Origin of the sequence: Marinobacter sediminum, assembly GCF_016820575.1 — a bacterium.
In the GTDB taxonomy this organism is placed as follows: Bacteria; Pseudomonadota; Gammaproteobacteria; order Pseudomonadales; family Oleiphilaceae; genus Marinobacter; species Marinobacter sediminum.
This window is the reverse complement of record NZ_JAEMQH010000001.1, coordinates 797,022-821,992: the sequence shown is the minus strand read 5'-3', so window position 1 is coordinate 821,992 and position 24,971 is coordinate 797,022. Positions and strand designations below refer to the sequence as shown.

Genomic DNA, 24,971 nt, shown 5'->3' with positions numbered 1-24,971 from the left:
TCATGGTATCCTTTGCCAAGATCATCATCGGAAGCTTCGGGAACTCTCTAGGCAGCAGGAGCAAGCTTTGAACGTTTTTTCCCCACCTGACCAGCTTGCCAGAAACCCGGCGCTTGCCGTCCTCGGTTTCAAGCGGCAACTGATGTATCACCTGCATTTTTGGGCGTTTATTGCGATCGCACCGCTGATCTGGGTGCAATGGCAGAAGGAGCATCACCTGCTGTCCGCCCTTCTGGTGCTGTTCTGTCTAAACGCGCTGCTGGTCATCGGCTTCCTCCGATTTCGCAATACTTACTTCCTGAAGGGCCGACTTTTTCCGCTCCTTGCTGTGGTTGCCGCAGGCTACTCCACTGTGATTAACGGCCATTCGGGTTTGTATTGGGCCTATCCGGCGGCCACTGCCCTGTTTTTCCTGCTCCCGCTCCGCGAAGCCATCGCCAGCAATATCGTGTTCATTACCGTGATGGCCTTGATTACTTTTTCCTACCTACCAGAGGCCGAATTCTGGCGCGTCACCGTATCCCTGGGACTGACCTGCACCTTCGCCATGGTTTTTGCCTGGCTGGTCGGCAAACTTCAGCAAGAACTGACATGGCTCGCCACCACTGACCCACTGACCGGCTGTCTGAACCGGTCCCAACTGGCCGACATTCTGAACACGCGAATCCAGATGCGGGAGCGATACGAGCGGGTATCTAGCCTGGTGCTACTGGATCTGGACTTCTTCAAGGCCATTAACGATCGGTGGGGACACCAGGCGGGCGATCAGATACTTCAAGAAATGGCGACGCGGCTGCGTAAACGGCTCAGGGACAGCGACCAGCTGTTTCGGATCGGGGGCGAGGAATTCATGATCGTGCTGCCCGAGACCCGGCAGCGGGACGCCGACACCCTGGCCCATGAGCTTTTGGCCAGCATCAGCGCGCGTCCGTTCATGAATGACATCAAGCTAACCGCCAGTGCCAGCGTGGCTGAAGTAAGCCAGGGTGAAACCTGGTCAGTCTGGCTGAATCGGGCCGACCAGGCCCTGTACCTGGCGAAATCCCGGGGCCGCAACCAGGTGGTGAACGCACAACGACCATCCGCACATGTGGCCCGACACACACAGAATTCAGCGGCAACCTGACCGAGTAAGGGGCTCAACTCACCCGCTTGCGAAATTCCCGGTAGGCCCCGAAGACATCCCAAGGGCATTCAAAATGAGGGTAGTGCCCGATATTCCTCAGACTGACGACATCCGGATCGGCAATAAGCTCGCGATAGCGCCGCGCCATGGCCGCTCCGGAGACCGGATCCGCAGTGCCCGAAATTAGCCGCATTGGCTGGCTGGCGTTTTGCAGGGCGCGTACCCAGCGGTTGCGGTGGCAACGCCGCTCTTCCATGAAATGAATCAAGTTGTGCAGGATGCCACGGCCATTGTTGTAGGTCAGCAGATGCCAGAAGTCCTCCATGTCACTCTGGTCGGGCGGATTCTGGCTGCCAAACAGGCGTCGGAAACTCCGTTCAAAACTCCGGCGAGTCAGACCGCGGCTGATCAAACCACCCAGAGGGCTGCGCAGGAGTTTCTGAATAAGCAGCGGGTGATGCACTTCCGGGAAAAGGGCGCCATTCAGGAAACAGACACTGGCAATGGCAAACGGCAGTGCGCCTTCCTGTTCCCGCGCCAGCAACTCCTGGGTCACACTGCAACCGTAGTCGTGGGCGAACAGATGCACAGAGCTGAGTCCAAGCCCCTCTATCCAGCCCTGAACAAGGTCGGCCTGATCCTCAATGCTGTAGGGGTAATTGACGGGCTTGTCGGAGAATCCAAAGCCCAGCAGGTCCAGGGTCAGGACACTGTATTGCTGGGTCAGCATGGGCCATACCCGGCTCCAGTCCCAACTGGCAGTGGGAAAGCCGTGCAGTAAAACCAGGGGCTCGCCCTGACCGGCCATACGGCTGAAAATGGCATTGCCCTCGTACTTGAACCACTTGCCTCCCTGCTGCCACCCCTCGAGGGTGCCCTCATCGTGCCTGGGCACAGCCTTTCGGGCATCCGCCATCACCTGCTCCATCCTTTTTCCCCGGCGATATTTCAGCCCCAAACTGTAAAACAATCGGGCTCCGGCTGCCATAGCCGGGGCCTCGTTTCAGCCAATCCAGATGTGGAAGTGGTCTTTTCCCCGGCACACCTCGTAAACCGTAGAGATGACAGACAAATTGCCTTAAGCTTTGGGCCACGTACGACACAGCAGACCGGAATCGATTATGACCAAACTCCTTGACGACCTCGCAGGCCACTACAGCGCCATTATTAATGGGCTTGGTGAAGACACCGGCCGCGAAGGTTTGCAAGACACACCCATGCGCGCCGCCAAGGCCATGCAGTTTCTCACCCAGGGCTATCAGCAGAGCCTGTCCGACCTGGTAAACAATGCCGTATTCGAATCCGCCATGGATGAAATGGTTGTGGTTCAGGACATTGAGCTCTACAGCATGTGCGAGCACCATATGTTGCCGTTCATCGGCAAATGCCACATCGCCTACCTGCCCCAGGGCCGGGTACTGGGACTGTCCAAGTTTGCCCGTATCGTCGACATGTACGCCCGTCGCCTGCAAATCCAGGAAAACCTGACCCGGCAAATCGCTGAGGCCATTGAGGAAGTCACCAACGCCAAGGGCGTGGCCGTGGTTATCGAGGCGCAGCACATGTGCATGATGATGCGTGGGGTCGAAAAGCAGAATTCCAGGATGAAGACCTCGATGATGCTGGGCCAGTTCCGCAAATCTCAGGCAACCCGCACCGAATTCCTGAACCTCATTGGTAACAACCGCTGATTCCAAGCGGATAACGGAGGCGCTATGACAGACGTAACCGGCAACCATCAGGCCCGGGTCCGTATTAAAGACCTGCTGCTCCGAGCTTACATTGGCATCAAGGAAGAGGAGATCAACAACCAGCAGGATGTGCTGATCAATGTCTGCCTGACCTACGATGCGACCGATGCCATCAACGAGAATGAGATCTCGGCGGCCCTGAATTACCGCACCATCACCAAGCAAATCATTCACCATGTCGACGGCAACCGGTTTGCCCTGCTCGAACGCTTGACTCATGAAGTGTTGAGCATTGTCATGGAACACGCCGCAGTGCAGTGGGCGCAGGTGGAAATTGATAAACCTCACGCGCTGCGCTATGCCGAATCAGTCTCGGTCTGTCTCGAGGCCCATCGCTAAGCAATCCAGGTAGCAAACAGCCATGCCACACGACTCACCGGCCCAGCTCCGGGCTATCCTGGAGGATGTCCGAACTATTGCCCTGGTCGGCGCCAGTGAAAAGACCAATCGCCCGTCCCACGAGGTCATGGTCTATCTGCAACAACACGGTTACCGGGTGCTGCCCGTTAACCCCCGGATTGCCGGGAGCCAGCTGCTGGGTGAAACCGTGGTGGCCGATTTGCCGTCGCTGCCTGAGCCGGTCGACATGGTGGATGTGTTCCTGGCACCGGAACGCACCGATGTCATTATTGATCAGGCCATTACGCTCAAGATCCCCGTACTGTGGTTGCAGATTGGCGTGATCAACGAAGCCGGCGTGGCTCGGGCCGAGGCCGCCGGCCTGACCACGGTGATGGATCGCTGCCCCAAACAGGAAATTCCCCGCCTGGGCCTACCGCCAGTAACGGTGTGATCCAACCAGCGAAAAATGAGAATCCGTTCACGCTTTCATTCCCAGGCTGTGACTCACTTCATTGCTCTGCCATAATCGTTGCCCCGAGCCAACGTCCGGGATCGGAACGGTTCAGCGATGGAGCAACGTGTGAACAAACCGGCATCAGCCACCAGAACCCTCGCGCGAGGTCTGTTGAGTACCGTCTTCCCGGTTCTGATATTCCTGGTGTTTCTCACGCTGGCTGCGGTTCTCCGCCATGGCCTGGAGCAGCAGGACAACCGCCAAATCGCGGCCAATCTGGAACACCAGGCCGAAGCCATGGCCGCCGGCCTCGAACGCGAATTCTCCATCCACGTAAAAACCATCCAGCGCATGGCAGAGCGCCTGGAAGTCATGCCGGAAACCCCCGAGTCCGTCTGGAATGCCGATGCCAGGCGCTATCTCAAGGATTACGGCGTCTATCAAGCGTTGGAATGGATTGACCGAAACTTTATTATTCGTTGGCTTGAACCCGTTTCAGGCAACCCGGATGTCATTGGGTTCAACGTCGCCTTTTCCGAGCAACGCCGACAGGACCTGGAGTCGGCCCGCGCAACCGGCAATCCCGACATTTCAGGCGTCATCAGCTTGAAACAGGGTGGGCAAGGCTTTGTAATCTATGCCCCAGTCGGCACCGGCACAGACAACAATGGCTTTATTGCCGGTGTCTTCCGCATGGAAGTGCTGGCGCAGCAAATGCTCAGCAGCCGTATCCTCGACTCCTTCCAGATCGACCTGATCACCGGCGACAACCGAACCTATCAGCTGACGCCCTCGGACAGCATCAGCGAGATTTTCGCCCACACCGAACCGGTCAATCTGCCAACCCTGAACTGGTCGTTCACCCTGCGCCCCACCAACGAGTGGGTTGAGAACCAACGCAGTGACTGGCCCGCCATGACCTTCGCCTCGCTGTCCCTGCTCGGACTGCTGACCAGCCTGACCACCCTATTGGTACAGCTGATCCTGAAGCGTAATCGTGCTCTGCTGAAAACCCGCATTGAGCTGGACCGGGAGATTGATCAACGCAAGATTATCCAGCAAGACGTGGCCCGCCTGGAATCCACCGACACCCTGACAGGGCTCGCCAATCGACGATTCTTCATGGATGATCTGGCGCACACCCTGAGCATTGCCGACCGACAGATGCGCCAGGTTGCCCTTGTATTGCTGGATCTCGACCGCTTCCAGATGCTCAACGATTCCCTCGGCCACCAGTTTGGTGACGAACTGCTGATCAAGATCTCCGAGCGGCTCAATGGACTGAGCGACGAGCGAATTCTGGTAGCCTATGCCGGTGGGGACGAGTTCATGTTATGTCAGCAGCAGGTGGACAGCGTGGACGACGTCATCCACCTGTTGGGCGCGGTCAAGCAGTGCTTTGAAGCGCCCTATGAAGTGCAGGGACAAACCCTCAACGTGACCGCGACTATGGGCATTGCCGTGTACCCGCAAAGTGGTCTTGATGCCGATACCCTGTTGCGCAACGCGGACATCGCCCTTTACCGGGCCAAGGATCAGGGCCGTAACGCCTATCAATTTTACACTGAGGGCATGCAGGATCGGGAAGTCATGCGCCTTGAACTGGACAAGGACCTGAGCCAGGCCCTCCGCAATGATGAATTCGTGCTGTTCTACCAGCCCCAGCTGGATCTGGATCGCGGTGAAATCAACAGCGTGGAAGCCCTGATTCGTTGGCAGCACCCCCGTCGTGGCCTGCTTTCTCCTGTCGACTTTATTCCCCTTGCAGAAGAAAGCGGCCGGATAACCGATATTGGGCGCTGGGTGGTTTTGGCCGCCTGCCGCCAGCTTGCCCAGTGGCAGGACACGCCTTACGAGCACCTTCGGATTGCAGTAAACCTGTCGGGACGGGAACTGGATGATGAGGAACTGGTGGACCACATTCGCGAGGCGCTGGAGTCCGAAAATGTGCCTGCCGAACGCCTGGAGGTGGAGCTGACCGAGGAGGTGTTTATCCAGAACATCGAGCGCAACCTGAATCAGCTGTCCCGGTTGCAGCAACTGGGTGTGCATCTGGCCATTGATGACTTTGGCGTTGGCTATTCTTCTCTCGGGTATTTGCGGGACTTCCCGGTCGACGTTCTTAAGATTGATCGGTCATTCATCAATGAAGTCACCAAGCGTCACGACGATGCGGTGATTACCCGTGCGGTGATCAATCTGGCCCATAATCTGGGGATGGATGTGGTGGCCGAGGGCGTGGAAACCGAGGAGCAACTGGCTTTCCTGAAGAACAATCACTGCAATGTGGCCCAGGGCTATCTGATCAGTCGGCCCATTCCCGCCGTAGAACTTGAAAACGCCATGGCTGAAGGTTCGCTGTTGAAGGGTATTGCCGTGAATTCGGAATTGTAATCCCGTCACTTCAACCCCACCATAAGAGTCACATTCCCCGGGTAAGTTGTTATGACGTCGAAATACCTGACTCCAGAACAGGATCGCGATATCCGGCGCTGGGAGCGCTGGAACCGCAATTATTTCATTCTCGCCTTTCTGGCCCTGATCATCATCCTGGTGTTCAGCAGTCAGCTGGGTCTGTCCAGCGGCACCAGCTGGGGGCCGCTCGGCCTGCTGCTTGCGGCGATCGTTGCCCCTATCATTGTGCTGCAACTTAGACTGGCCTGCCCGGCCTGTGGCCACAAGATCGGCTGGCAAGCCAAGCTAATGGCGCCGGACCAGTGTAAGACCTGCGGTACCTTCCTGCGTTCCAAAGGCCAATAAGCCTTCTCCGAAAAAACCGTTGACCTGTGAGTTGCTCACAGGTTTTATTGTTTCCTATACGCTGCATTTTTATGCATGCCGTGCCCGATTGGGGGTGCGATAGGAAACCCGCTCAAGCACATCCCTGTGGCGCTTGAGCTCCGCCATCCTTGGCTCCGCACAGTTTCCTATCGCACCCCCAACCGGCCACTCCGCCAGCCGAGGCAGAGGGTTCAGGAATGAAAGTTAAAGACATCGCAAATGCTGCTGCCGTCAATCCGGATACCGTGCGGTTCTACACCCGTGAAGGGCTGTTAAACCCGAGCCGGAATCCGGACAACAACTACCAGCAGTTCGACGCCGACGACCTTCGGCGTCTGCGTTTTGCGCGCAAGGCCCGGCAGCTTGGGTTTTCGCTGCCGGAAATCCGGGCCATTCTGGATCAGGCCGAGGATCATCATTCGCCCTGCCCCATGGTGCGCGAGGTTTTTGAGCAGCGCCTGGCCGACGTTGAGCGGGAAATCAGTGAGCTGAAGGCACTGCGCCAACGCATGACCTCCGCGCTGAGTGCCTGGCAGGACATGCCCGATGGCACGCCGGATGGCCACACCATCTGCCGGCTGATTGAGCATTGGGACGACACGCCCACGGTGAACCCATCGACCGTGAACGGAAACGAGGAGTGAACAACCGTGACTGAGCCGAAGACGCTGCACACCGCCCTGTCCATTTCCGGCGCTACCTGTCAGGGCTGCGCCAACCGGATTCGGACCTCGTTGGAGCCGATTACTGGCGATCAGAACCTGGTTGAGGTGGATCTGGAGCAGCAGACCGTAGCGCTACCAGACCATGTTGACCGTGACGATGCTGCGCGCCGGGTTTCTGAAGCCGGGTACCCAGCCCAGCCGATCTCACAGGCCGAACCAGCCAGTTGCTGCAAGAACCAGGAGGCATCAGCTCAGCCGGCCGACACTGCCCAGGACTCCGGCGCTTCGACTGATAACGGCGATCAGGTTGCCCTGTCGGTGAGCGGGGCCACCTGCGCTTCCTGTGTCAGCACCATTGAAAAGGCGCTGACGTCAGTACCTGGGGTGACGGGGGCGCACATGAATCTGGCCGACAATACCGCCACCGCCACCGGCCATGCCGACCCACAAGCACTGGTACGGGCCATAGAGAGCGCCGGCTACGGCGCCCGGGTCATTGAGAACGAAGATGAGGCCGACGAGCGTCGACAGGAAGAGGACCGCACCCTTTACCGTACCCTCTTGATCAAGATGGCCGTGAGTCTGACCCTTGGTGTTGGCCTGATGGTCTGGGGCATGGGGTTCGGCACTATGATGGTAACCGAGGCCAACCAGAGCCTCTGGCTCGGGCTGGGTGTGCTTACCCTGCTGGTGATGGCCACCACCGGTGGGCATTTCTACACCGGTGCCTGGAAGGCGTTCCGGCACCATAACGCCAACATGGATACGCTGATTGCCCTGGGTACCGGCACCGCGTGGCTCTATTCCATCGTGGTCGCCAGCATCCCGGACGCATTACCAGAAATGGCGCGGCACGTGTATTTCGAGGCCTCGGCCATGATCATTGGCCTGATCAACCTCGGCCAGGCCCTGGAATTGCGGGCCAAAGGCAAGACCTCGGAAGCGGTCCGGCGGCTGCTGGACCTGCGGGCAAAAACCGCCCGCGTACTGCGCGAGGGGGAGGAGCGGGATATCCCGGTAGAGGAGGTCATCAAAGGCGACTTCATCCGGGTTCGTCCGGGCGAGAAGCTGCCGGTGGACGGGGTGATCTCCGAGGGCGCCACCCGGATCGATGAAAGCATGCTCACCGGTGAGCCCATGCCGGTCAGCAAGGGTGAGGGCGATGCCGTTTCCGCCGGCACCTTGAACACCCACGGCGCCATCATCTACGAGGCCACCCGTGTTGGCAGCGACACCGCGCTGGCCCAGATCATCAAACTGGTGAAGAAGGCCCAGGGCTCCAAACCGGCGATCGGTCGGCTGGCTGACCGGATTTCCTCGGTGTTTGTACCCACGGTCATGCTGATTGCCGTCGCCGCCGCGCTGGTTTGGTACAACGTCGGGCCGGAGCCGGCCGTGGTGCATATGATGGTGGCGGCCACCACCGTGCTGATCATTGCCTGCCCCTGTGCCCTCGGGCTTGCCACGCCCATGTCGGTGATGGTCGGTGTCGGCAAGGCGGCCGAGTATGGGGCCCTGATTCGCCAGGGCGATGCCCTGCAGACGGCCGGCAAGCTCGACCTGGTGATTCTGGACAAGACCGGCACCATTACCGAAGGTCGCCCGACCGTTACCCGGGTGCATGCGGTAGACGGCGATGAGGGCCGGCTACTGGGCCTGGCCGCCGGGCTCGAACAACATTCCGAACACCCGCTGGCTGAGGCCATTGTCACCCGAGCCAGTGAACAGAGCGTGGTCATCGAGAAGGTCACTGACTTCGAAGCCCTGAATGGCAAGGGCGTCCGGGGCAGCTTCGAGGGTCAGGCGCTGCGCCTGGGCAACCGGCGCTGGCTGGAAAGCGAGGGGCTCGAACTGCCGGATCTGAATGAGGAGGCCCGGGCCATTACCGAAGAGGCCGGCACGCCCCTGTTCCTGGCTCTTGGTGGCGACGTCATTGGAGTTATCGGTGTTGCCGACGCCATCAAAGCCGACTCCAGGGCCGCCATCGAACGCCTGCACGCGGCCGGTATCAAGGTGATGATGGTGACTGGCGATATAGACGCGACCGCCAGGGCCATTTCCGCCAAAGCCGGCATTGACGACTACCGGGCGGAAGTACTGCCGGAGGACAAGGCCGAGGTGGTCAGCGCCATGCGTGGCAAGGGCTATACCGTGGCCATGGTGGGTGACGGTATTAACGATGCCCCTGCCCTGGCAGCCGCCGATGTCGGCTTTGCCATTGGTACCGGCACCGATGTGGCCATCGAAAGCGCAGGGATTACCCTGATGCGCGGCTCCCTGCATGGGGTGCCGGATGCCATCGAAATATCCCGGGCGACCGTAAAAAACATTCACCAGAACCTGTTCGGCGCCTTTATCTACAACAGCCTGGGCATTCCGGTCGCCGCCGGGCTGTTGTATCCGGTGTGGGGCATCCTGATGAGTCCGATTCTGGCGGGGGCGGCCATGTCGCTGTCGTCAGTGACCGTGGTTTCCAATGCCAACCGGTTACGGTTGTTTAAGACAGGCCAGAACCCCGAGCAGGCAATGACACAATCGGATCAGAATTCACAGGAGGTGCGGAACTGATGGAAACCTTTATGGTCAACGCTGGTGGCATCGCCCTCATGGCCGCAACTGTCTGGTGGTTCTGGCTATCGTCGTCAACCGGCGAAAGCTCTGATCAAGACCATAGCCAGCACTAACGCTCTATTGCAGAAGGACATTCTCATGAAATCACAAGCACTTGGACTTGCCCTGACCGCAGCACTGGGATTCAGTACGCCGCTGCTGGCTGCCGGAGCGGCCCAGAGCATTCATGTCTACAAGTCACCCTCCTGTGGTTGCTGCACCGACTGGGTCAAGCACCTGGAAGAACATGGCTTTGAGGTGGAAGTGACTGAAACCAACAACCTGAACCCAATCAAGCAGCAGGCGGGGCTGACGCCGTCATTATCGAGCTGCCATACCGCCTTTATTGGCGATTACGTGATTGAGGGCCATGTACCCGCGGATGATGTCCGACGCCTGATTGCCGAAGCTCCGAAGGTCCGGGGGCTGACGGTGCCGGGAATGCCGGTGGGCTCACCTGGCATGGAAATGGGTGACCGAAAGGATCACTACAAGGTTTTGTTGTTCAATGAGAGGGGCCAGACCAAGGTCTTTTCCGAGCACAATCAATAGCCCGGAAACAAGAGCCTGGAAAGTGCAGCTCAGGGGCGGAATAACAAGAAAAGAGCCGGGGCCACAATGGCCCCGGTCTTGTAACGCGGATCAGAACAGGTAGGGGGCCAGAGCAAGCTCCAAGCGCGCTTGCGCGGCATAGAGATTCGACACCGGCATCACCGGCTGCTCAGGCGGCACGGCCGTCGGCCAGGCTTTCTGCAGGTCGTCCAGAGCCTTGCTGGCTACGCGCCACGCCTCTTTATTGTCCCGTATCAGCAGCGCCTGCTGACCGTCCAGGTATTCGCGGGCGGCACGGACAAAGCCGCGACCGTCCTGGTACTCGTGCACGGCCACGAACTTGCCCTCTTCCAGCGCCTCGTCATATTCCAGCACTGCCTGCTTGGTCAGCGACAGGACGACCTTGGAAACGGTTGCGCTGCTCACGCCTTTTTCACCAACGTTATTTGCCGCTTTTTCGATGGCAACCCACGCCGCCTGGAACTGCTGATTGATATCACTCCAGTCCTCGATTCCACCGGATTTTTCCGCCAGTGCCTTCAGGTGTCCACCCAGGGCATTCTGGCCACGGTGCTCCAGGCCCGGCTCGGCCATCGGGTAAACCTCAACCCAGGGGTGTGTCAGGTGCGGGCGGCCTTCGGCCGCGTCACCGGATTTGATCAGCTCACGGGCCGCCAGCAGGTGCCCCTGCATCATCTGCAGCATGGCGACATAGGCGCCGTCAGAGGTGACCGAAGAAACAGAGCTGCCGGCTTCTCCGCCTTCTCCGCCTTCTCCGCCTTCTCCGCCTTCGCCACCTTCACCGCCGGCCGCGAAATAGCTGAAAGCTGCGCCGGCTTCGGCGCCATGGTGTTCGCCGCCTTCACCACCTTCACCGCCGTGGTGCTCGCCGCCTTCACCACCTTCGCCGCCATGGTGTTCGCCACCTTCACCACCTTCGCCGCCGTGGTGTTCGCCGCCTTCACCGCCTTCGCCACCGTGGTGTTCGCCGCCTTCACCACCTTCGCCGCCATGGGCCGAGGCGTGCAGCTGATCGTCGTAGTGCTCTCCGCCTTCGCCGCCTTCACCACCCAGGGTGCCGCAGCCCGCGATAAGTGTGGCCATACCGATTCCGGTCCACAGTTTTACAGTCTGGTTTTTCATTCAGTTGCTCCTGTCTGAACTCCGCCGTTTCGCTTGGCCAACGACGGTAATATTGAAGGTTGGTCAACGGTGGGGCATGATGAATCAATAACTGTCTTATTTGCAAATTATTCGTATTACGAATTGGAGCCCACCATGATTCTGTGTATCGGCGAGATTTTGAGCGACGAGCAGCTGAAACGCGTTCGCGCCGCGCTCGACAATGGCAGCTTCGATGACGGTCGGAAGACCGCCGGCTGGCATGCTCGCCTCGTCAAGAACAACGAACAGATGCAAATGGCCGACGACGACGCCCGCGCCCTGCGGGCAGAGGTGGAAAAGGCCCTGACCGAACATCCGGTGTTCCAGATGGCCGTCAGACCCGCCAAGATGACGCCCCCAATGTTCAGCCGTTACCGCGACGGCATGACCTACGGCAACCACGTGGATGACCCGGTAATGGGCCGGGGGCCGGGCCGGCTGCGCACGGACATTTCCTTCACCCTGTTCCTGGATGACCCGGATAGCTACGAGGGTGGCGAACTGGTCACTGAAACCACCGCCGGCGAACAACGCTACAAACTGCCGGCGGGCTCGGCGGTGATCTATCCCTCCTCCACCCTGCACCGGGTTGAACCGGTCAGCCAGGGCCAACGCCGTGTCGCCATCGGCTGGATTCAGAGCACCATCCGCGATCCGGCCCAGCGAGAAGTGCTGTTCGATCTCGACACCGCCCGGCGCCAGCTGTTTGAACGCGAAGGCAAAACCGCGGAGTTCGATCTACTCACCAAGTCCCTGGCCAATCTCCAGCGATTTTGGGCCGAGATCTAGTTTAGGAAGTCCGCTATCTGACGCATGGACCCATAACCGTTATACTCCGCCCAACATTCTTTTTAACAGCCAGGTTCATTCATGCTCAATGCCGACGCTATCAGCCAGTTGCGCCAGCTGAAATCCGATATCCACGACAACAAGATCGTCTTCCCCGGCACAGTAAAAGCCACCAATGGACGCTTCGGGTTCGTCGCCCTGGATGAAGGTCGGGACGTTTTTCTGCCCCCGGAAGAAATGCAGAAGGTGCTGCCGGGCGACCGCGTCAACGTGACCGAGCAGGAAGTCGAGAAAGGCAAGACTCAAGGCGCAGTGGATGAACTGCTGGAAACCCGCCTGAGCACTTTCGTTGGCCGCTACCTGATTAAAGGCAAAGGTCACTTTGTGGTGCCGGAAACCCCGGGCATCAATCGCTGGATATTCATTCCGCCGAAAGAGCGCATGAATGCGAAACCGGATGACTACATCTATTGCGAGATCCACAAACACCCGATCAAGGATGGCAAGGGCCAGGCCAAGATCCTGCGGGTGATCGGCAAAACGGGCGATCCCGGCATTGAACGGGCGCTGACCCTGGCTACTTTCGATCTAGCGGACGCCTGGCCGGAACCGGTACAGACCCAGGTCGACGGCCTGGGAGAACAGGATATCCAGGCCCGCGAAAGCGACCGGGAAGATCGCACCGGACAACCCTACGTCACCATCGACAGCCCGGGCACCCAGGACATGGACGATGCCCTGCTGGCCGAACCCAACCCTACCGGTTGGACCCTGTCGATCGCCATCGCCGATCCGACGTCGGTGATCGAGCCCGGCAGTGCCGCCGAGCAGGAAGCGTTCAACCGCGCCACCGCCATTTACTTCCCGGGCGAGCCGCTGCCAATGCTGCCCGACGGCCTGAGCACCCGGTTGTGTTCACTGATGCCGGAGGTGAATCGTCTGGCGCTGGTGTGTGACCTGCAGGTCAACAACGACGGCAGCCTGGGTGACTACAGCTTCCACCAGGCGGTGATCCGCTCTCAGCGCAAGCTCAGCTACGAGCTGGTGGCCAACCTGATCGAGGGCCGCGAGGACGACGACATCAAGGCACTGCCCGACGCCGTCGCCAACAGCCTGGACCAACTGCACCAGGCCGCCACTGCCCTGCGCAAATGGCGCACCGAACACGCCCTGCTCAGCGGCGATCGGCCGGAATTCCGCTTGCGTCTGGACGAGAACCGGCGCATTCGCCTGATTGAACCGTCGGTACAGAATGAAGCCCACCGTCTGGTTGAAGAATGCATGGTGGCCGCCAACCGGTGCGCGGCGGATTTCCTGAGCCAGCAGCCGTCCGGCCTGTTCATCCAGCATTCCGGGCTCCGTGACGATCGCATCGACAACATCCGCGCGCTGCTGCAAAGCCACGCCCCGGAGCTGGCCGAGGTAGACGCCACCAGCGCCGCCGGATTCCGCCAGCTGATGACCCAGACCGAACAACTGGCCGCCGAGGTTCCGGTCAAGGCGATAATTTCCCGCCAGCTGGCCCGTGCCGAGCTGGGCTTTCAGCCCGCGCCACACCAGGGCATGGGACTGAACGCCTATACCACCTTCACCTCGCCCCTGCGCAAGTTCTCTGACTTTTACGTGCACCGGCTGATCAAGTCTGCACTGTGGGATCATCCGCTCAAGGCCCTGACCTCCGAGCAGCTGGATGCCCTGCAGCAGGCCCAAATCAACGCGCGTCAGGCCGCCAACAGCCTGGAAGCCTGGCTCAAGAGCGACTTTGCTCGGACCCTGGGCGATGCGCCCATGACCGGAGTCATCAGCCGTACCGTTCCGGCCGGATTCTTCGTCCGGCTCGACGCCAACGGCCTGGAAGGCTTCGTAAGCTGCAAGGATCTGGACGGAAAATACGGCTTTGATCCCGTCACCCTGCGCCTGATCCACAACAAGAACGGCCGCATCTTCCAGCTGGAACAGCCAGTGAAGGTCACCTTCGCCAATGTTGACGAGGAGCGTCGTCAGATCAATTTCACACTGGTGGAGGCCGAGGAAATCCAGAGCGACAGCAACACCAACAAAGGTTGATAAACCGCTGGGGCAGGCGCATCGTAACTAAGGAAAGTTGCGGTTAAAGGGGAGTGCGTTATGCCCATCAAGCCCGATGAGTTTCTGAAAAAATACGGTTTCGACAAGGAAGAAGAGGAGCGGGACCACAGCTTGCAGCACAACGCCATGGAACACGCCAAACACCTGCGCCGGCCCCATGCAGGTACGCCTCATGACTGGGAAGAATGGGAGCGCTACAAGCGCGAACACCCGGACGAAGTGGAGGAGGATGACGAACGCTGATATAGCAACAGCCACCGCACACGACACGGCGATTCATGCATTAAAAATATCATTTTGCATTGTTTTGCAATTCCGGAAAGTTCTTTGTCTTACTCACAATAGGCGCTTACTTTCAAACACCTACCGAGGCGCTGCGCGCCCAATTCTTGAGTAATTGACTAAACTGCCTCGTCTCGAAACGTCTGAGGCAAGACGACCTCATTAAAAATCGTTTATACATATACCCGAATTCCGGAGTGTCGCTGCCCCGGGCTGATAGTAACCAATGGAATTTGGGTATCAAAATGAAGTTCAGTCGTTTTCGAGGCGCCACCGGAAAAAAGCACGCTTCAGCTTCGCGAGTGGGAAGAGCGCTAGCTAGCCTTACCATGGCTACTTTGCTGGCCGGATGCCAGGTATATCAATTCGATCAAACCAGTGTCAGAGCGCCCGCCCACTCCTCCTATGACTCCGGGACCGTGCCCTTTACCATTGTCGGAGACGAACGTCCTGATTGGTTGATTCCGGGATCCGTCGATGCCCCCACGGTTGTTGCAACGCGTACGACCGAAAAGACTGGAGGACCAGATTTCAGTGGTGCGAGCTTTCTCGGCTATATGCTCACACTGACTCTGATCCCGTTTCAGGAGGAGTCACAGTACGCAGACGTCTACGCACTGACCTGGCAGGGTTACACACTGCTTGAGAGCCGTGTTGATTATTCCATCAAGGGCTACTTCTCCGTTTATTTCCCGACACCCATGATGTTTATGGGATCGCTGACCGACGAATCGGAAGAAATAGCCGCGGCAAAAGCCTACGTCACTGATCATCACAGGGACAACGTTTTAGCCGCGATCGACCAGCAACGCTCGGACTTTGAACGCATCAACCCCCAAACTGCCGACGAGATTTCCGCCTACCTTGCCGGCCCCGGCCGCAACTCCGTTTACCGACCCTCTTCAGTAATTCGACTGATCGAGTTGGCCCCGGAAACAGACGTTCTGGCCTATCATGCCACCAACCGTGACGTACCCGGATACGTCAACCTGCTACCGGATCAGTACCAGGCTTGGCTGATCGGCCCAAAAGGACTCAGCGGCCTGGACCTTCAGGCCGAGCTGGAACAGGGTACCAAGGAAGACCAACTGCTGCTCCGCATGCTGAACGCCTATCCTGACGAAGCTAGCGGGCAGATAGCGTATGTCTCTCATGGAGGTGAGCTGGCCAAGGAAGTCGTGTCAGGCTATTACACGGGTATGAGTCAATCCCATCGAGACGTTTTAAAAGCATCGGGGCTGCCCGAAGGGTTGGTAGATCGCATGACCAATGAGGCTCCCTCAGCACAGCTGTTGGCCGCCGCAAAAACCGGCAAGCTCCGGGATGCCAATGGCAACATTCGGATTCCAACCCGGGAAGAGCTCCTCGAACAATTGGTGCGCAAGGACAATCAGGGCCAATACCTGAGCCCCTACACCAGCGACGATGTTCTGGCCGAGTGGGTCAACTCCGCCATCAACGCCAACATCGGCTCGACTCTAGGCACCGGCGTCGGTGCCGCAGCAGGCGCCTATCTGGGTGAGAAAGCACTTGAACAAGTACCTTTTGTAGGAAGCTTTCTGGGCGGGGCCGTTGGCGCAGAAATCGGCAAGAGTGTTGGCCGGGAAACCGCTATTAGCGCTTCCGGCGGCTGGGAAGCGATTCGCGCTTCCTCCGATCGCAGCTTTGACGATCTACCCTCCATGGCTCGCTACCTAAAGGCCAAATACGGCCATACCGGCAATTTTGCCGACGCCATGAATGCCACCCGACAGATCTACCCCGAACTGGCCGAATCGCTCGCGCAAGTCCGATAACATCAAATGGAGACTGGAATGCTTAGGAAAACTGCACTGACAACGGCCTGCGTCCTGACAACGGCAACCCTGATTTTATCCGGCTGCGCCAGTAATATCGAAAACGTACGGGGTAAACCCAGCGTTTACGAGGATGTGTCCACCACAGGAAGCGTCGGCGGGGTGGGCATTGAGAGCCAGGACGTGGTGGCCATGACCGACAAGATGATGCGCGACATGCTGGCCAATCCGATGCTTACCGGACGCTCAACACCGCCACGCATTATCATCGATAACGAATACCTCAAGAACGAAAGCACATCGGTCATCAACACCAACATGCTCACCGACCGCCTGCGTATCGAACTTAATCGTGCCGCCAACGGGCGCATGGTCTTCGTCGGTCGCCATTTCTCGGATATGGTCCAGAAAGAGCGTGACCTGAAACGCGATGGTGCGGTCGATGGCGGAACAATTCGTCAGACCGCCGCACAAGCCGGCGCCGACTTCCGCCTTGGTGGCCGCATTTCCTCTCTGGATGCGATCGACCGCAATACCGGCACCCAATCCCGTTACAGCCAAGTCACTTTTGAAATGGTCGATCTGGAACTGGGCACCATTGTGTGGAGTGGACTCTACGAGATGAGGAAGGCGGCCCGTGACAATGTGGTCTATCGATAAGACATGGCTGAAACCTGTGCTGGCAACCGCACTTGCCAGCACAATGGTCGGATGTGCCAATGGACCGAAAGTCCATGACCGGTCAACTCTGGCACCGTCCGAGCAATCGCTAGTGGATAGCAAGCCTGCGGTACTGCAGGCGGATTTCCAGAATCTGTTCGAAGAAGGCCAGCGCAACAAGGTGCTGAACCTGATGGAAATCGGGGTCAAAGCCTATCGCGCCGGCTATCGGGACGAGGCCAAGAACACGCTGTCCCAGGCGCGGCTGGAAATCGAAAACGTCTACGCCGACACCGACTCTGCGCGGAAAGCCCGCAGTATCTGGTACGAAGAGGCAGAAAAAGACTTCAAGGGTGAACCCTACGAACGTGCCATGGTCTACATGTACCTTGGCCTCATCTACCTGGAAGAAGGTGACTACGGCAACGCCCGAGCCAGCTTCCTGGCTGGCCTCCTTCAGGACGCCTTTGCCGAGGAGCAACAGAACAGCACCGATTTTGCGCTATTGTTGTACCTGGCTGGCTGGTCCGCCATGCAGATGGGCAGTGATCAGCTTGCCAGAGATCACTTCGCAGAGCTGAAGCTGTACCGACCGGACGCGCCGATTCCGGACCTCGATGACAACGCCCTGCTGATCATCGAAACCGGAAAATCTCCACGCAAGCTCGGTGATGGTGTCGGTCACCACCAGCTGGTATACCGCCGCGGCAAAAATTTCAAGGATATCGCCGCAGAGATGCGAAATGGCGAAGAGTGGTCCCCGGTCTATCCGGTGGAAGACATTTTCTTTCAAGCCTCGACTCGGGGCGGCCGAGCCATCGATCGAATCGTGGAAGGCCAAATCCAATTCAAAGAGAACACCAGAGCGATCGGTTCAACCCTGAGCACAGTCAGCCAGGACAGCACGCTGGCCGGTTTCAGTGCCGCAGCGGGTGGTGCTGTCGGTGCGGGCTTTGCGGCTATTAGCCTTATCAGTGTGGCCGCAGACGGAATGTCCGCCTCCGCTAATACGCGCGCCGACGTCCGCTACTGGGAAGGCCTGCCCGACACCATCCACCTGATGCCGGTGACGGCCGCCGATGGGGAGCCGGTAACTGTCCGGTTCATCGACGAGTACGGTCAGCCAATCCCCGGACTCACCGATAGTACCGAGTTTAAATTTGATGGCCGCGGTGCTGGCTTGGCCTTTGCCACCTCACGTCGTCCACATTCAGGAGCAAACCAATGATCCATCTGATGAAATTCCTGGCCGTTGCTGCCATCGGCCTCAGCGTGACAACCGGCTGTGCCTATAAATCGGCGGATAGCACCGAACTGACCGAGCGGACAGCACCAGTCACCATGAATTCCGTGGTCTTTACCGATTACAACTTGAAGCGCACGTGGACCGGCGGTTTCTTCAGTGAGGGCGAACGCTACCGGCTGTCGGTCGTTCAACACGGCCAGCGCCCAAGCGCAACGGGCACCACCGAGGTATACGCGGTGCTACGTAACCACACCGACTACGATTACCAAATTGAAGCCCGCACCCAGTTCTTCGATCAGGATGGTGTGCCAACTGACGTCAGGCCGACCTGGCAACGCACGACGGTGCCTGCCAACAGCCTCTCCACTTACCGCGAGTTATCTGCCACCACCCAGCCCCTGCAGTACCGCGTGGAAGTCCGGGAGCTGAACTAATGAGACGACTGGCCTGGATGCTCTGCATGCCCCTGCTGGCGTCTGGCTACAGCCTGACCGCCAGCCAAAGCCATGAGGCGGCCCCGATGATGGCGCCCGCCCAGAAATCACTGACCGACAACGACCTGACAAACGATCGTTCTGCACCGCAGCGCAGTGAAAGCGCCGAGGTCATCATCAAACGCTTCCGTGCTGCCTATGGCAACGAGACACCCAGAGTCGCTGTATTCTGGAACAGAGCCTTCGATGACCAAGTCAGTGACTGGAGCAGCAACGCCCGTGGCGTGGTTTCAACGCGCGGCTCACTGAACGGAGAGGTGCCCGACGGCAACGTAGATCTTCAGGGGCATGGACAAATGGCGGCTCAGGCCGAGTATCGCCCGAATCGACGATCGGGACCGGCAGAGCCCGCGTTTCAACTTCAAAGCGGACTGGTAAGCCAGTTGACTGAGGCTGGTGTCAGTGTAGTAGCCCGTGATGCCATCATGCGCATTACCGACAATACGCTGGAAAATGGGGACTTTTCGCGACTGTCACCTGACCAGCGCCGACTGGAAATGCGCGCATTGGGTGAGCACGCCGACATGTTACTGGTGATCCGCAAGTTGGCCCGCGACAGCTTCGAAGTGGAGGTCATCGACGTTCAAAACGGCAACATTCGCGCGATGCTGAGTTCCAATGGAGTGCCGCCTGAACAAGACCAGACACGCCAATGGAAGGCCACAAGCAAAGGCTTTCAGCGGATCGAGCAGACCTTCACTCTGAATGAAATCGGACAGGAACTCGCCCTGCAAACCTTGGCAAAACTAGGCCGTTAGACTCGTTACTCACCGCGGCTGAGCATTTCAGCCAGCCGCGCATCTTTCTGTTGCCACTGTTCCGCCAGCCAATCCTTGACGTTTCTTCGATGCTCCGCGTCCGCTGAATAATCCCGGCCCTTGAGGTGACTGGGAATAGCGACCGTGTGGATCTCCATCCGGATGTCCTTCACCCGTCCACAGATGAAATCCCAGAACGTGGGCGCGCCATCCGGATAGGCGATGGTCACATCCACCAGGGTCTCAATCGAATCCCCCATGGCATCCAGCACGAACGCCACACCACCGGCCTTCGGCACCAGCAGGTGCTGATAAGATGATTTCTGCTTGTCGTGCTTGGCCTGGGTAAAGCGAGTGCCCTCGACAAAGTTCATCACGCTGACCGGCGTATGCTGGAACTTCTCACAGGCAATGCGGGTCGCCTTCAGATCCTCACCGCGTTTCTCAGGATGCTTGATCAAGTATTCCCGGGTGTAGCGCTTCATGAACGGGAAATCCAGCCCCCACCAGGCCAGGCCAATCACCGGCACCCAGATCAACTGCTGCTTCAGAAAAAACTTCAGGAACGGCGCCCGGCGATTGAACACCCGCTGCATCGCCAAAATATCCACCCAGCTCTGATGATTACTGAGCACCAGGTACCAGCTTTCCCGCTCCAGCTCTGCGGCACCTTTGACATCCCAGCGGGTGGCGTGGGTCAGCTTCATCCAGGCGCCATTGCAGGCGACCCAGGCCTCAGCAATGGCAATAATCAACTTGGTGCACAACACCCGGAAGCCCTTGTGCGGAACCACCAGCTTCAACACGGCCGGAATATAGAGCAGGATGCACCAGAACAAGGTGTTAATGCCGAGCAGGATGGAATTGATAACGCCGATAACGGGAGCGGGTAGGAAGCTGAGCATGCGATTCCTGTGGTGATTGTTGTCTGAATGGCTGGCAATGATAGCAACCAGAGACCCACTTGGGCAGTGGCCGAAAGTGACCACCTTGCCCGCGCGGTTGGACGGATCTGCCATAGCCGCGGCTGGCCTGGTGCCTTATCGTGAGCGCAGACTACGGATCACTTTAATACCGATACCACATGTGATGGAAACACCCATGCCAAACCTGCTCAAAGCCGCCACCGCAAAAGCTGCGGGACTGACCCGGCAAACCGCCCTCTATGCCGGCAACGCCTTCGATCGGGTATTTCGGGCCGCCAGCTTGGTGCAAGCCGGACAAACCCCGTTCGAAACCTTGCACAGCGACGGCCTGGTCAGCCTGCGTTACTACCCTCCGCTGGCTGAAGATTTCATCGAACTGGACGACACCGTAATCCCCGTGGAGCGGCAACGCTACCGCACGCCCATCGTCATCATCCCGCCGCTGGCGGTGAACATGCTGATCTACGACCTGTTCCCCCAGCGCAGCCTTGTGCGCTTCCTGCGGGCCAAAGGCTTTGAGGTGTACCTGATCGACTGGGGCATGCCGACTCGGGCCCACAGCCATTACAACCTGCACACCTACGTGGCCGAACTGCTCCCTGCATACCTGAACCGGGTCCGACAACACAGCGGAGAACAGGAACTGTCCCTGCACGGCTGGAGCCTTGGCGGTATGTTCACTCTGTTTTACTCCGCCCTGAGCCAGGACCAGCACGTTCGCAACGCCATCATCGTGGGCTCGCCTATCGACAGCCATGCCTCCGGGCTTTTGGGGTTAATGTATCAAGGTCTCTCAGGCGCGGCCGATGTTGTCAGGCGCCGCACCGGCTTCAAACTTCACGACCTCAAGCCAGACTGGTTTCACAGCCCTGGCTGGGCTAACACCATTGGCTTCAAGCTGACCAACCCCATCGGCAGTTTCAAGGGTTACTGGGAATTACTGGCAAAACTCGGCGACCGGGAATTCGTCGCCGACCACGCCACCACCTCGGCCTTCCTGGACCGCATGGTGGCCTATCCGGGGGGAATCGTGCAGGACGCGGTGGTGCGCCTGTTAATCACCAACCAGCCATCACGGGGAAAAATACAGATTGGCCAAGATGTGGCCCGACTGGAAAACGTCACCGCCAGCGTCTTCGCCATCGCCGGGGAAACCGACACCCTGGCGATGCCCGACGCGGTGGCCAAGATCCAGCAGCACATCCGCTCAGTCGACGTCACCTTCCGCGTCGTGCCCGGTGGCCACATGGGCATTCTGGCGGGCAGCAAAGCGCCAAAGGCCAGCTGGCTGGAATTGGCGGAGTGGTTGGCGGAACGATCGAACTAGAAACCGATTCAATTGGACGGCAATCGCCAGGAACGAGGCGATTGCTGGAGCCTCCCTTCCAAAACTGTGCGAAGCCATGGATGGCGAAGCTCAAGCGGCACATGGACGTGCTCGAGCGGGTTTTGGAAGGGAGGGTTCAGCAATCGCGAACTCGGAGCTAGAGGTTAGCCAGGGTTTCCGGCAGCTCACTGAGAGAACCGATGACTGCAGAGGGTTCAATCCCCCAATCCTCAAACACCTTCTCCGAATCCCGCCTAACCCAAACCGCCAGCAACCCAGCCGCCCGGGCCCCAATCACATCCCAGGCATTGCTGGACACCAGACACAGCGGCTCATCCCAGGCCCCGGTCTTGCGACGGGCATAGGCATACACCGCCGGATCTGGCTTGAAACTCTTCAAGTCATCCACCGACACCAAACCCTCGAATTGTTCCAGCAGATGGTTGTGGCCCAACACCTTTTCCAGCGCCGGATAACTGCCGTTGGAAAAGGCAAACAACGGGTACTGGCCTTTCAACGCTTTCAAGGCCGGCAGGGAATCGTCGAACGCTGGTAGTGACAGGTAGGCCGTCATCAACTCGTCCTCGCGCTCCGACGACAACGGCAGCTTGTAAGTGGCCATGGCAAACCTCAGCGCCTGCCGTGTGCACACCCCAAAGTCCTCATAAACCCGCATCAGGCCCTTGCGAAAAGAGAACTCCAACTGCTTCTCCCGCCACAACGCAGCAACCGCGCCCGCATCATCGCCAGCATCCTGCTGCAGCAGATCAGACATTCCCATTGGATCGACCAAGGTGCCGTACACATCAAATGCCAATCGCATCATCATCTCAACCTTCTCTTCATCCAGTTGCGCCCACTCCGCCGTATCATTCTTCACTACGACTTGAACGATCACTCAACCCTAACAGATATACCGACTCCATGCGCCAGCGCTCAACCTCTGCCACCCGACAACACCGACGTCGCTTAATCACCTGTATTGCGGCCCTGATGCTACTGCTCACGGTATCAGCCTGTGCGCCCAACTCAGCCCTCTACGAACCTGGCCCAGAGACGCTCGGCGCAGAGCCCTACGGGGATTTCGATCAGTACCGGGCAACCGTTCAGGGTTATCTCGAACGTAACCTGATCGCGGTGGACGGCTTCTCACGGGAACAACAGATCGCGTGGAACCTGCCCTTTCGGACCCCAGTCGCCCACCACTGCGCCGGCCAGCCGACAACGGGCATGCTTCTGGTTCATGGCCTGAGCGATTCTCCGTTCGTATTCAGGGACCTCGCCCAGTCTCTGGCGACTCAATGCGTTGAAGTCAGAACCATTCTGCTTCAAGGACATGGAACCCGCCCCGGCGATATGATTAACGCTGAAGCAGACACTTGGCGCCAGCAAGTCAGTACCCACTTCGAAGCCCTGGCCCAAACTGTTGATCATGCCTTTATCGGCGGCTTTTCACTCGGCGGTGCACTGGCCACCGAGTACGCCCTGTCCGGACAAAAGCCGGCTCCTCAGGGCCTGGTGGCACTCGCGCCGGCCTGGCAACTGAATGGTTTGCGGAACTATTTATGGCTGGCGGGCATTGCCGATGTCTTCGCAGATTTTGTTGAAGAGGAGCCGGAACTGAACCCGGTCAAATACGAGTCAGTAACCCTCAACGCCGCTGTGCAGATTGGCGACGTACTCCGAAAAACCCAGCAAGCGATCGAACAGCCGGCATCGGCAAACTTGCCGTTGTTCCTGGTCGCGACCGAGGCGGACTCAGTAATCAACCTGAACTACCTCACCGAGCGGTTCCGGATGGACTTCGTGCACCCGGCCAGCCGCATGCTGATATTCCGGGATACCCGACAATCCTGGGCCCACGATTGGCAAGATGAACGTTTGTCTTTTCTGAACAGCTACCTGCCGGAAGCCAACATCCTGGAGTTTTCGCACCAGGCATTGGCGGTGGCGCCGAACAACGAACTCTACGGGCGCGGCGCAGTGCTTCAGCGCTGCCTGGAACCCAACGGACTCTCGCTGGACGATTGCAGGCAGTTACCGGAAAGCCAACTCTGGTTTAGTGCCTGGCACGACCATGCCCGTTCAGTCCCCACCAGCCGACTGACCTATAACCCCTGGTACGACCAAATGGTGGCGGCCATGGCAACCTTTATTCAGGGCCAGACATCGCCCTAAGCGTTTCGACCGGTGAGTGACTGGGGTAAACTCGCATTCATGAACCCCGTTGATACATTCAATCTCGACATCCGAGCCCTAAACACCTTCGTCACCGTCCTGGACGAAGGCAGCGTTTCCCGTGCCGCCATAAAACTGGGCGTCAGCCAGTCCGCGGTCAGCCACACCCTGGATCGCCTGCGCCACGCCCTGGGCGACCCGCTGTTCGTCAAATCCGGACGCGGTATTGCCCCCACTCGCTACGCCTTGCAGGCCGGGCCGCACATTCGCCAGATTCTGGACGACCTGCATTCGCTCTCCTCCGGTCCGCCATTTACTCCGGCCACTGCTGAGTTCACCTTTACCATTGCGGCCAATGACTACCAGCGCGACCTGCTGCTGCCACCGCTGGTCGCCGTCCTGCGCCGGGAGGCCCCGGGCATCCGGCTGCAAGTGATTCCCTCCGGCATCCCTACGGCCGACATGCTGCGCAAAGACGTGTGCGACCTGATCATCTCCCCGCACGCCCCAGAAGCCACCGATATCATGCAACGAGGCCTGATGGCCGATCGCATGGTGGTGTTCTACGACCCGGCCCAGCGGGATGCCCCCAAGGATCTGCCCGAGTATCTAAAGGCCGACCACATTGCCCTGTTGTTTGCCACCGGCGAAAGGCCCGGTCTGGAAACCTCACTCTCTGCCCGCGGCCTGACCCGCCGTACCCTGGTGACGGTTTCCAATTTTTCCGGCCTGCCCGAGTTCCTGCGCGGCACCGATATGTTGGCCACGGCACCGGAGCTGATGAGCAAACACTTACTTCGGGATTTCGCCTGGACGCCGCTACCGTTTGATTTCAAACCCTTTACGCTGTTGATGCTATGGCATCGCCGCAACCAGAACGACCCGGCCCACCGCTGGTTACGCAATCAGGTGAACAGCGTCGCCGCCACCATGAACGGCCTCAACCCGTAATCAATCGATATTGTTCATATATCGTATGAAG

Annotated in this window: 24 protein-coding genes; 20 read left to right on the top strand and 4 right to left on the bottom strand. The window is 58.8% G+C overall.

Features of this window, described 5'->3' with window-relative positions; all coding sequences use genetic code 11:
* Positions 1-67 precede the first annotated feature (67 nt).
* Positions 68-1,126 carry a GGDEF domain-containing protein gene (locus tag FGO67_RS03620; RefSeq protein ID WP_238942152.1) on the top strand — a complete coding sequence of 353 codons (1,059 nt, stop codon included), beginning with the start codon at positions 68-70 and terminating at the stop codon, positions 1,124-1,126.
* Between the two features lie 13 nt (positions 1,127-1,139).
* On the opposite strand, the gene FGO67_RS03615 is transcribed toward FGO67_RS03620, so the two are convergent.
* Positions 1,140-2,042 (bottom strand): alpha/beta fold hydrolase, encoded by a 903-nt coding sequence (locus FGO67_RS03615; RefSeq protein ID WP_238942151.1) that lies wholly within the window; start codon positions 2,040-2,042, stop codon positions 1,140-1,142.
* Between the two features lie 205 nt (positions 2,043-2,247).
* Here FGO67_RS03615 and folE point away from each other — a divergent pair, with 205 nt between their 5' ends.
* The 8 genes from folE (at position 2,248) to FGO67_RS03575 (ending at position 10,281) form a co-directional block, all read left to right on the top strand.
* Positions 2,248-2,817: a GTP cyclohydrolase I FolE gene (folE, locus tag FGO67_RS03610; RefSeq protein ID WP_203299346.1), complete on the top strand. Its 570-nt coding sequence runs from the start codon at positions 2,248-2,250 to the stop codon at positions 2,815-2,817.
* A 24-nt stretch (positions 2,818-2,841) separates the two neighbouring features.
* Positions 2,842-3,216, top strand: a complete 375-nt coding sequence (gene folX / locus FGO67_RS03605; RefSeq protein ID WP_203299345.1) for a dihydroneopterin triphosphate 2'-epimerase — start codon at positions 2,842-2,844, stop codon at positions 3,214-3,216.
* 22 nt (positions 3,217-3,238) lie between these two features.
* Positions 3,239-3,670: a CoA-binding protein gene (locus FGO67_RS03600; protein ID WP_203299344.1), complete on the top strand. Its 432-nt coding sequence runs from the start codon at positions 3,239-3,241 to the stop codon at positions 3,668-3,670.
* 117 nt (positions 3,671-3,787) lie between these two features.
* Positions 3,788-6,067 carry a bifunctional diguanylate cyclase/phosphodiesterase gene (locus FGO67_RS03595; protein WP_203299343.1) on the top strand — a complete coding sequence of 760 codons (2,280 nt, stop codon included), beginning with the start codon at positions 3,788-3,790 and terminating at the stop codon, positions 6,065-6,067.
* 51 nt (positions 6,068-6,118) lie between these two features.
* Entirely contained in the window at positions 6,119-6,433 is a 315-nt protein-coding gene (locus tag FGO67_RS03590) for a hypothetical protein (protein WP_203299342.1), read from the top strand.
* 218 nt (positions 6,434-6,651) lie between these two features.
* Entirely contained in the window at positions 6,652-7,098 is a 447-nt protein-coding gene (locus FGO67_RS03585) for a MerR family transcriptional regulator (protein ID WP_203299341.1), read from the top strand.
* Positions 7,099-7,104: 6 nt separating this feature from the next.
* Positions 7,105-9,687 carry a heavy metal translocating P-type ATPase gene (locus FGO67_RS03580; protein WP_203299340.1) on the top strand — a complete coding sequence of 861 codons (2,583 nt, stop codon included), beginning with the start codon at positions 7,105-7,107 and terminating at the stop codon, positions 9,685-9,687.
* 141 nt (positions 9,688-9,828) lie between these two features.
* Complete coding sequence (locus FGO67_RS03575) at positions 9,829-10,281, top strand: DUF411 domain-containing protein (RefSeq protein WP_203299339.1); 453 nt, start codon at positions 9,829-9,831, stop codon at positions 10,279-10,281.
* Between the two features lie 90 nt (positions 10,282-10,371).
* On the opposite strand, the gene FGO67_RS03570 is transcribed toward FGO67_RS03575, so the two are convergent.
* Complete coding sequence (locus tag FGO67_RS03570) at positions 10,372-11,424, bottom strand: hypothetical protein (protein ID WP_203299338.1); 1,053 nt, start codon at positions 11,422-11,424, stop codon at positions 10,372-10,374.
* Between the two features lie 135 nt (positions 11,425-11,559).
* Between FGO67_RS03570 and FGO67_RS03565 the strand changes: the two genes are divergently transcribed.
* From FGO67_RS03565 to FGO67_RS03530, 8 genes are all read left to right on the top strand, one after another.
* Complete coding sequence (locus FGO67_RS03565; protein WP_203299337.1) at positions 11,560-12,234, top strand: Fe2+-dependent dioxygenase; 675 nt, start codon at positions 11,560-11,562, stop codon at positions 12,232-12,234.
* 81 nt (positions 12,235-12,315) lie between these two features.
* Positions 12,316-14,301, top strand: a complete 1,986-nt coding sequence (locus FGO67_RS03560) for a ribonuclease R family protein (RefSeq protein ID WP_203299336.1) — start codon at positions 12,316-12,318, stop codon at positions 14,299-14,301.
* Positions 14,302-14,361: 60 nt separating this feature from the next.
* Entirely contained in the window at positions 14,362-14,565 is a 204-nt protein-coding gene (locus FGO67_RS03555; protein WP_203299335.1) for a hypothetical protein, read from the top strand.
* A gap of 596 nt (positions 14,566-15,161) precedes the next feature.
* On the top strand, positions 15,162-16,400 hold the full coding sequence (locus FGO67_RS03550; RefSeq protein ID WP_238942150.1) for a carboxyl-terminal protease-like protein: 1,239 nt from the start codon (positions 15,162-15,164) through the stop codon (positions 16,398-16,400).
* Positions 16,401-16,418: 18 nt separating this feature from the next.
* Positions 16,419-17,060: a penicillin-binding protein activator LpoB gene (locus tag FGO67_RS03545; RefSeq protein ID WP_203299333.1), complete on the top strand. Its 642-nt coding sequence runs from the start codon at positions 16,419-16,421 to the stop codon at positions 17,058-17,060.
* On the top strand, positions 17,044-18,288 hold the full coding sequence (locus tag FGO67_RS03540; RefSeq protein ID WP_203299951.1) for a COG3014 family protein: 1,245 nt from the start codon (positions 17,044-17,046) through the stop codon (positions 18,286-18,288). Before FGO67_RS03545 ends, FGO67_RS03540 begins: the two co-directional genes overlap by 17 nt.
* The gene (locus FGO67_RS03535; protein ID WP_203299332.1) at positions 18,285-18,740 is read left to right on the top strand and encodes a YcfL family putative periplasmic lipoprotein; all 456 of its coding nucleotides are present in this window, start codon (positions 18,285-18,287) and stop codon (positions 18,738-18,740) included. The genes FGO67_RS03540 and FGO67_RS03535 overlap by 4 nt, the downstream gene beginning before the upstream one ends.
* Complete coding sequence (locus FGO67_RS03530; protein ID WP_203299331.1) at positions 18,740-19,558, top strand: hypothetical protein; 819 nt, start codon at positions 18,740-18,742, stop codon at positions 19,556-19,558. Before FGO67_RS03535 ends, FGO67_RS03530 begins: the two co-directional genes overlap by 1 nt.
* Positions 19,559-19,563: 5 nt before the next feature.
* Here the strand turns inward: FGO67_RS03530 and FGO67_RS03525 are convergent, their stop codons facing one another.
* The gene (locus tag FGO67_RS03525) at positions 19,564-20,463 is read right to left on the bottom strand and encodes an acyltransferase (RefSeq protein WP_203299950.1); all 900 of its coding nucleotides are present in this window, start codon (positions 20,461-20,463) and stop codon (positions 19,564-19,566) included.
* Positions 20,464-20,659: 196 nt separating this feature from the next.
* Between FGO67_RS03525 and FGO67_RS03520 the strand changes: the two genes are divergently transcribed.
* A complete protein-coding gene (locus FGO67_RS03520) occupies positions 20,660-21,811 on the top strand; it encodes an alpha/beta fold hydrolase (protein ID WP_203299330.1) in 1,152 nt (383 codons plus the stop codon).
* A gap of 157 nt (positions 21,812-21,968) precedes the next feature.
* Here the strand turns inward: FGO67_RS03520 and FGO67_RS03515 are convergent, their stop codons facing one another.
* A complete protein-coding gene (locus FGO67_RS03515; RefSeq protein WP_338039529.1) occupies positions 21,969-22,709 on the bottom strand; it encodes a haloacid dehalogenase type II in 741 nt (246 codons plus the stop codon).
* Positions 22,710-22,735: 26 nt separating this feature from the next.
* Between FGO67_RS03515 and FGO67_RS03510 the strand changes: the two genes are divergently transcribed.
* Positions 22,736-23,989 carry an alpha/beta fold hydrolase gene (locus tag FGO67_RS03510; protein ID WP_203299329.1) on the top strand — a complete coding sequence of 418 codons (1,254 nt, stop codon included), beginning with the start codon at positions 22,736-22,738 and terminating at the stop codon, positions 23,987-23,989.
* A 39-nt stretch (positions 23,990-24,028) separates the two neighbouring features.
* Positions 24,029-24,940, top strand: a complete 912-nt coding sequence (locus FGO67_RS03505; RefSeq protein ID WP_203299328.1) for a LysR family transcriptional regulator — start codon at positions 24,029-24,031, stop codon at positions 24,938-24,940.
* Positions 24,941-24,971: the final 31 nt, after the last annotated feature.

What these genes read in the sequence shown, in the direction of transcription:
- FGO67_RS03615 (WP_238942151.1), bottom strand. Translation starts at nt 2,042, where the DNA reads ATGGCGGATGCCCGAAAGGCTGTGCCCAGGCACGATGAGGGCACCCTC.
- folE (WP_203299346.1), top strand. Translation starts at nt 2,248, where the DNA reads ATGACCAAACTCCTTGACGACCTCGCAGGCCACTACAGCGCCATTATT.
- folX (WP_203299345.1), top strand. Translation starts at nt 2,842, where the DNA reads ATGACAGACGTAACCGGCAACCATCAGGCCCGGGTCCGTATTAAAGAC.
- FGO67_RS03600 (WP_203299344.1), top strand. Translation starts at nt 3,239, where the DNA reads ATGCCACACGACTCACCGGCCCAGCTCCGGGCTATCCTGGAGGATGTC.
- FGO67_RS03595 (WP_203299343.1), top strand. Translation starts at nt 3,788, where the DNA reads ATGGAGCAACGTGTGAACAAACCGGCATCAGCCACCAGAACCCTCGCG.
- FGO67_RS03590 (WP_203299342.1), top strand. Translation starts at nt 6,119, where the DNA reads ATGACGTCGAAATACCTGACTCCAGAACAGGATCGCGATATCCGGCGC.
- FGO67_RS03585 (WP_203299341.1), top strand. Translation starts at nt 6,652, where the DNA reads ATGAAAGTTAAAGACATCGCAAATGCTGCTGCCGTCAATCCGGATACC.
- FGO67_RS03575 (WP_203299339.1), top strand. Translation starts at nt 9,829, where the DNA reads ATGAAATCACAAGCACTTGGACTTGCCCTGACCGCAGCACTGGGATTC.
- FGO67_RS03570 (WP_203299338.1), bottom strand. Translation starts at nt 11,424, where the DNA reads ATGAAAAACCAGACTGTAAAACTGTGGACCGGAATCGGTATGGCCACA.
- FGO67_RS03565 (WP_203299337.1), top strand. Translation starts at nt 11,560, where the DNA reads ATGATTCTGTGTATCGGCGAGATTTTGAGCGACGAGCAGCTGAAACGC.
- FGO67_RS03560 (WP_203299336.1), top strand. Translation starts at nt 12,316, where the DNA reads ATGCTCAATGCCGACGCTATCAGCCAGTTGCGCCAGCTGAAATCCGAT.
- FGO67_RS03555 (WP_203299335.1), top strand. Translation starts at nt 14,362, where the DNA reads ATGCCCATCAAGCCCGATGAGTTTCTGAAAAAATACGGTTTCGACAAG.
- FGO67_RS03550 (WP_238942150.1), top strand. Translation starts at nt 15,162, where the DNA reads ATGCTCACACTGACTCTGATCCCGTTTCAGGAGGAGTCACAGTACGCA.
- FGO67_RS03545 (WP_203299333.1), top strand. Translation starts at nt 16,419, where the DNA reads ATGCTTAGGAAAACTGCACTGACAACGGCCTGCGTCCTGACAACGGCA.
- FGO67_RS03540 (WP_203299951.1), top strand. Translation starts at nt 17,044, where the DNA reads ATGTGGTCTATCGATAAGACATGGCTGAAACCTGTGCTGGCAACCGCA.
- FGO67_RS03535 (WP_203299332.1), top strand. Translation starts at nt 18,285, where the DNA reads ATGATCCATCTGATGAAATTCCTGGCCGTTGCTGCCATCGGCCTCAGC.
- FGO67_RS03530 (WP_203299331.1), top strand. Translation starts at nt 18,740, where the DNA reads ATGAGACGACTGGCCTGGATGCTCTGCATGCCCCTGCTGGCGTCTGGC.
- FGO67_RS03525 (WP_203299950.1), bottom strand. Translation starts at nt 20,463, where the DNA reads ATGCTCAGCTTCCTACCCGCTCCCGTTATCGGCGTTATCAATTCCATC.
- FGO67_RS03520 (WP_203299330.1), top strand. Translation starts at nt 20,660, where the DNA reads ATGCCAAACCTGCTCAAAGCCGCCACCGCAAAAGCTGCGGGACTGACC.
- FGO67_RS03510 (WP_203299329.1), top strand. Translation starts at nt 22,736, where the DNA reads ATGCGCCAGCGCTCAACCTCTGCCACCCGACAACACCGACGTCGCTTA.
- FGO67_RS03505 (WP_203299328.1), top strand. Translation starts at nt 24,029, where the DNA reads ATGAACCCCGTTGATACATTCAATCTCGACATCCGAGCCCTAAACACC.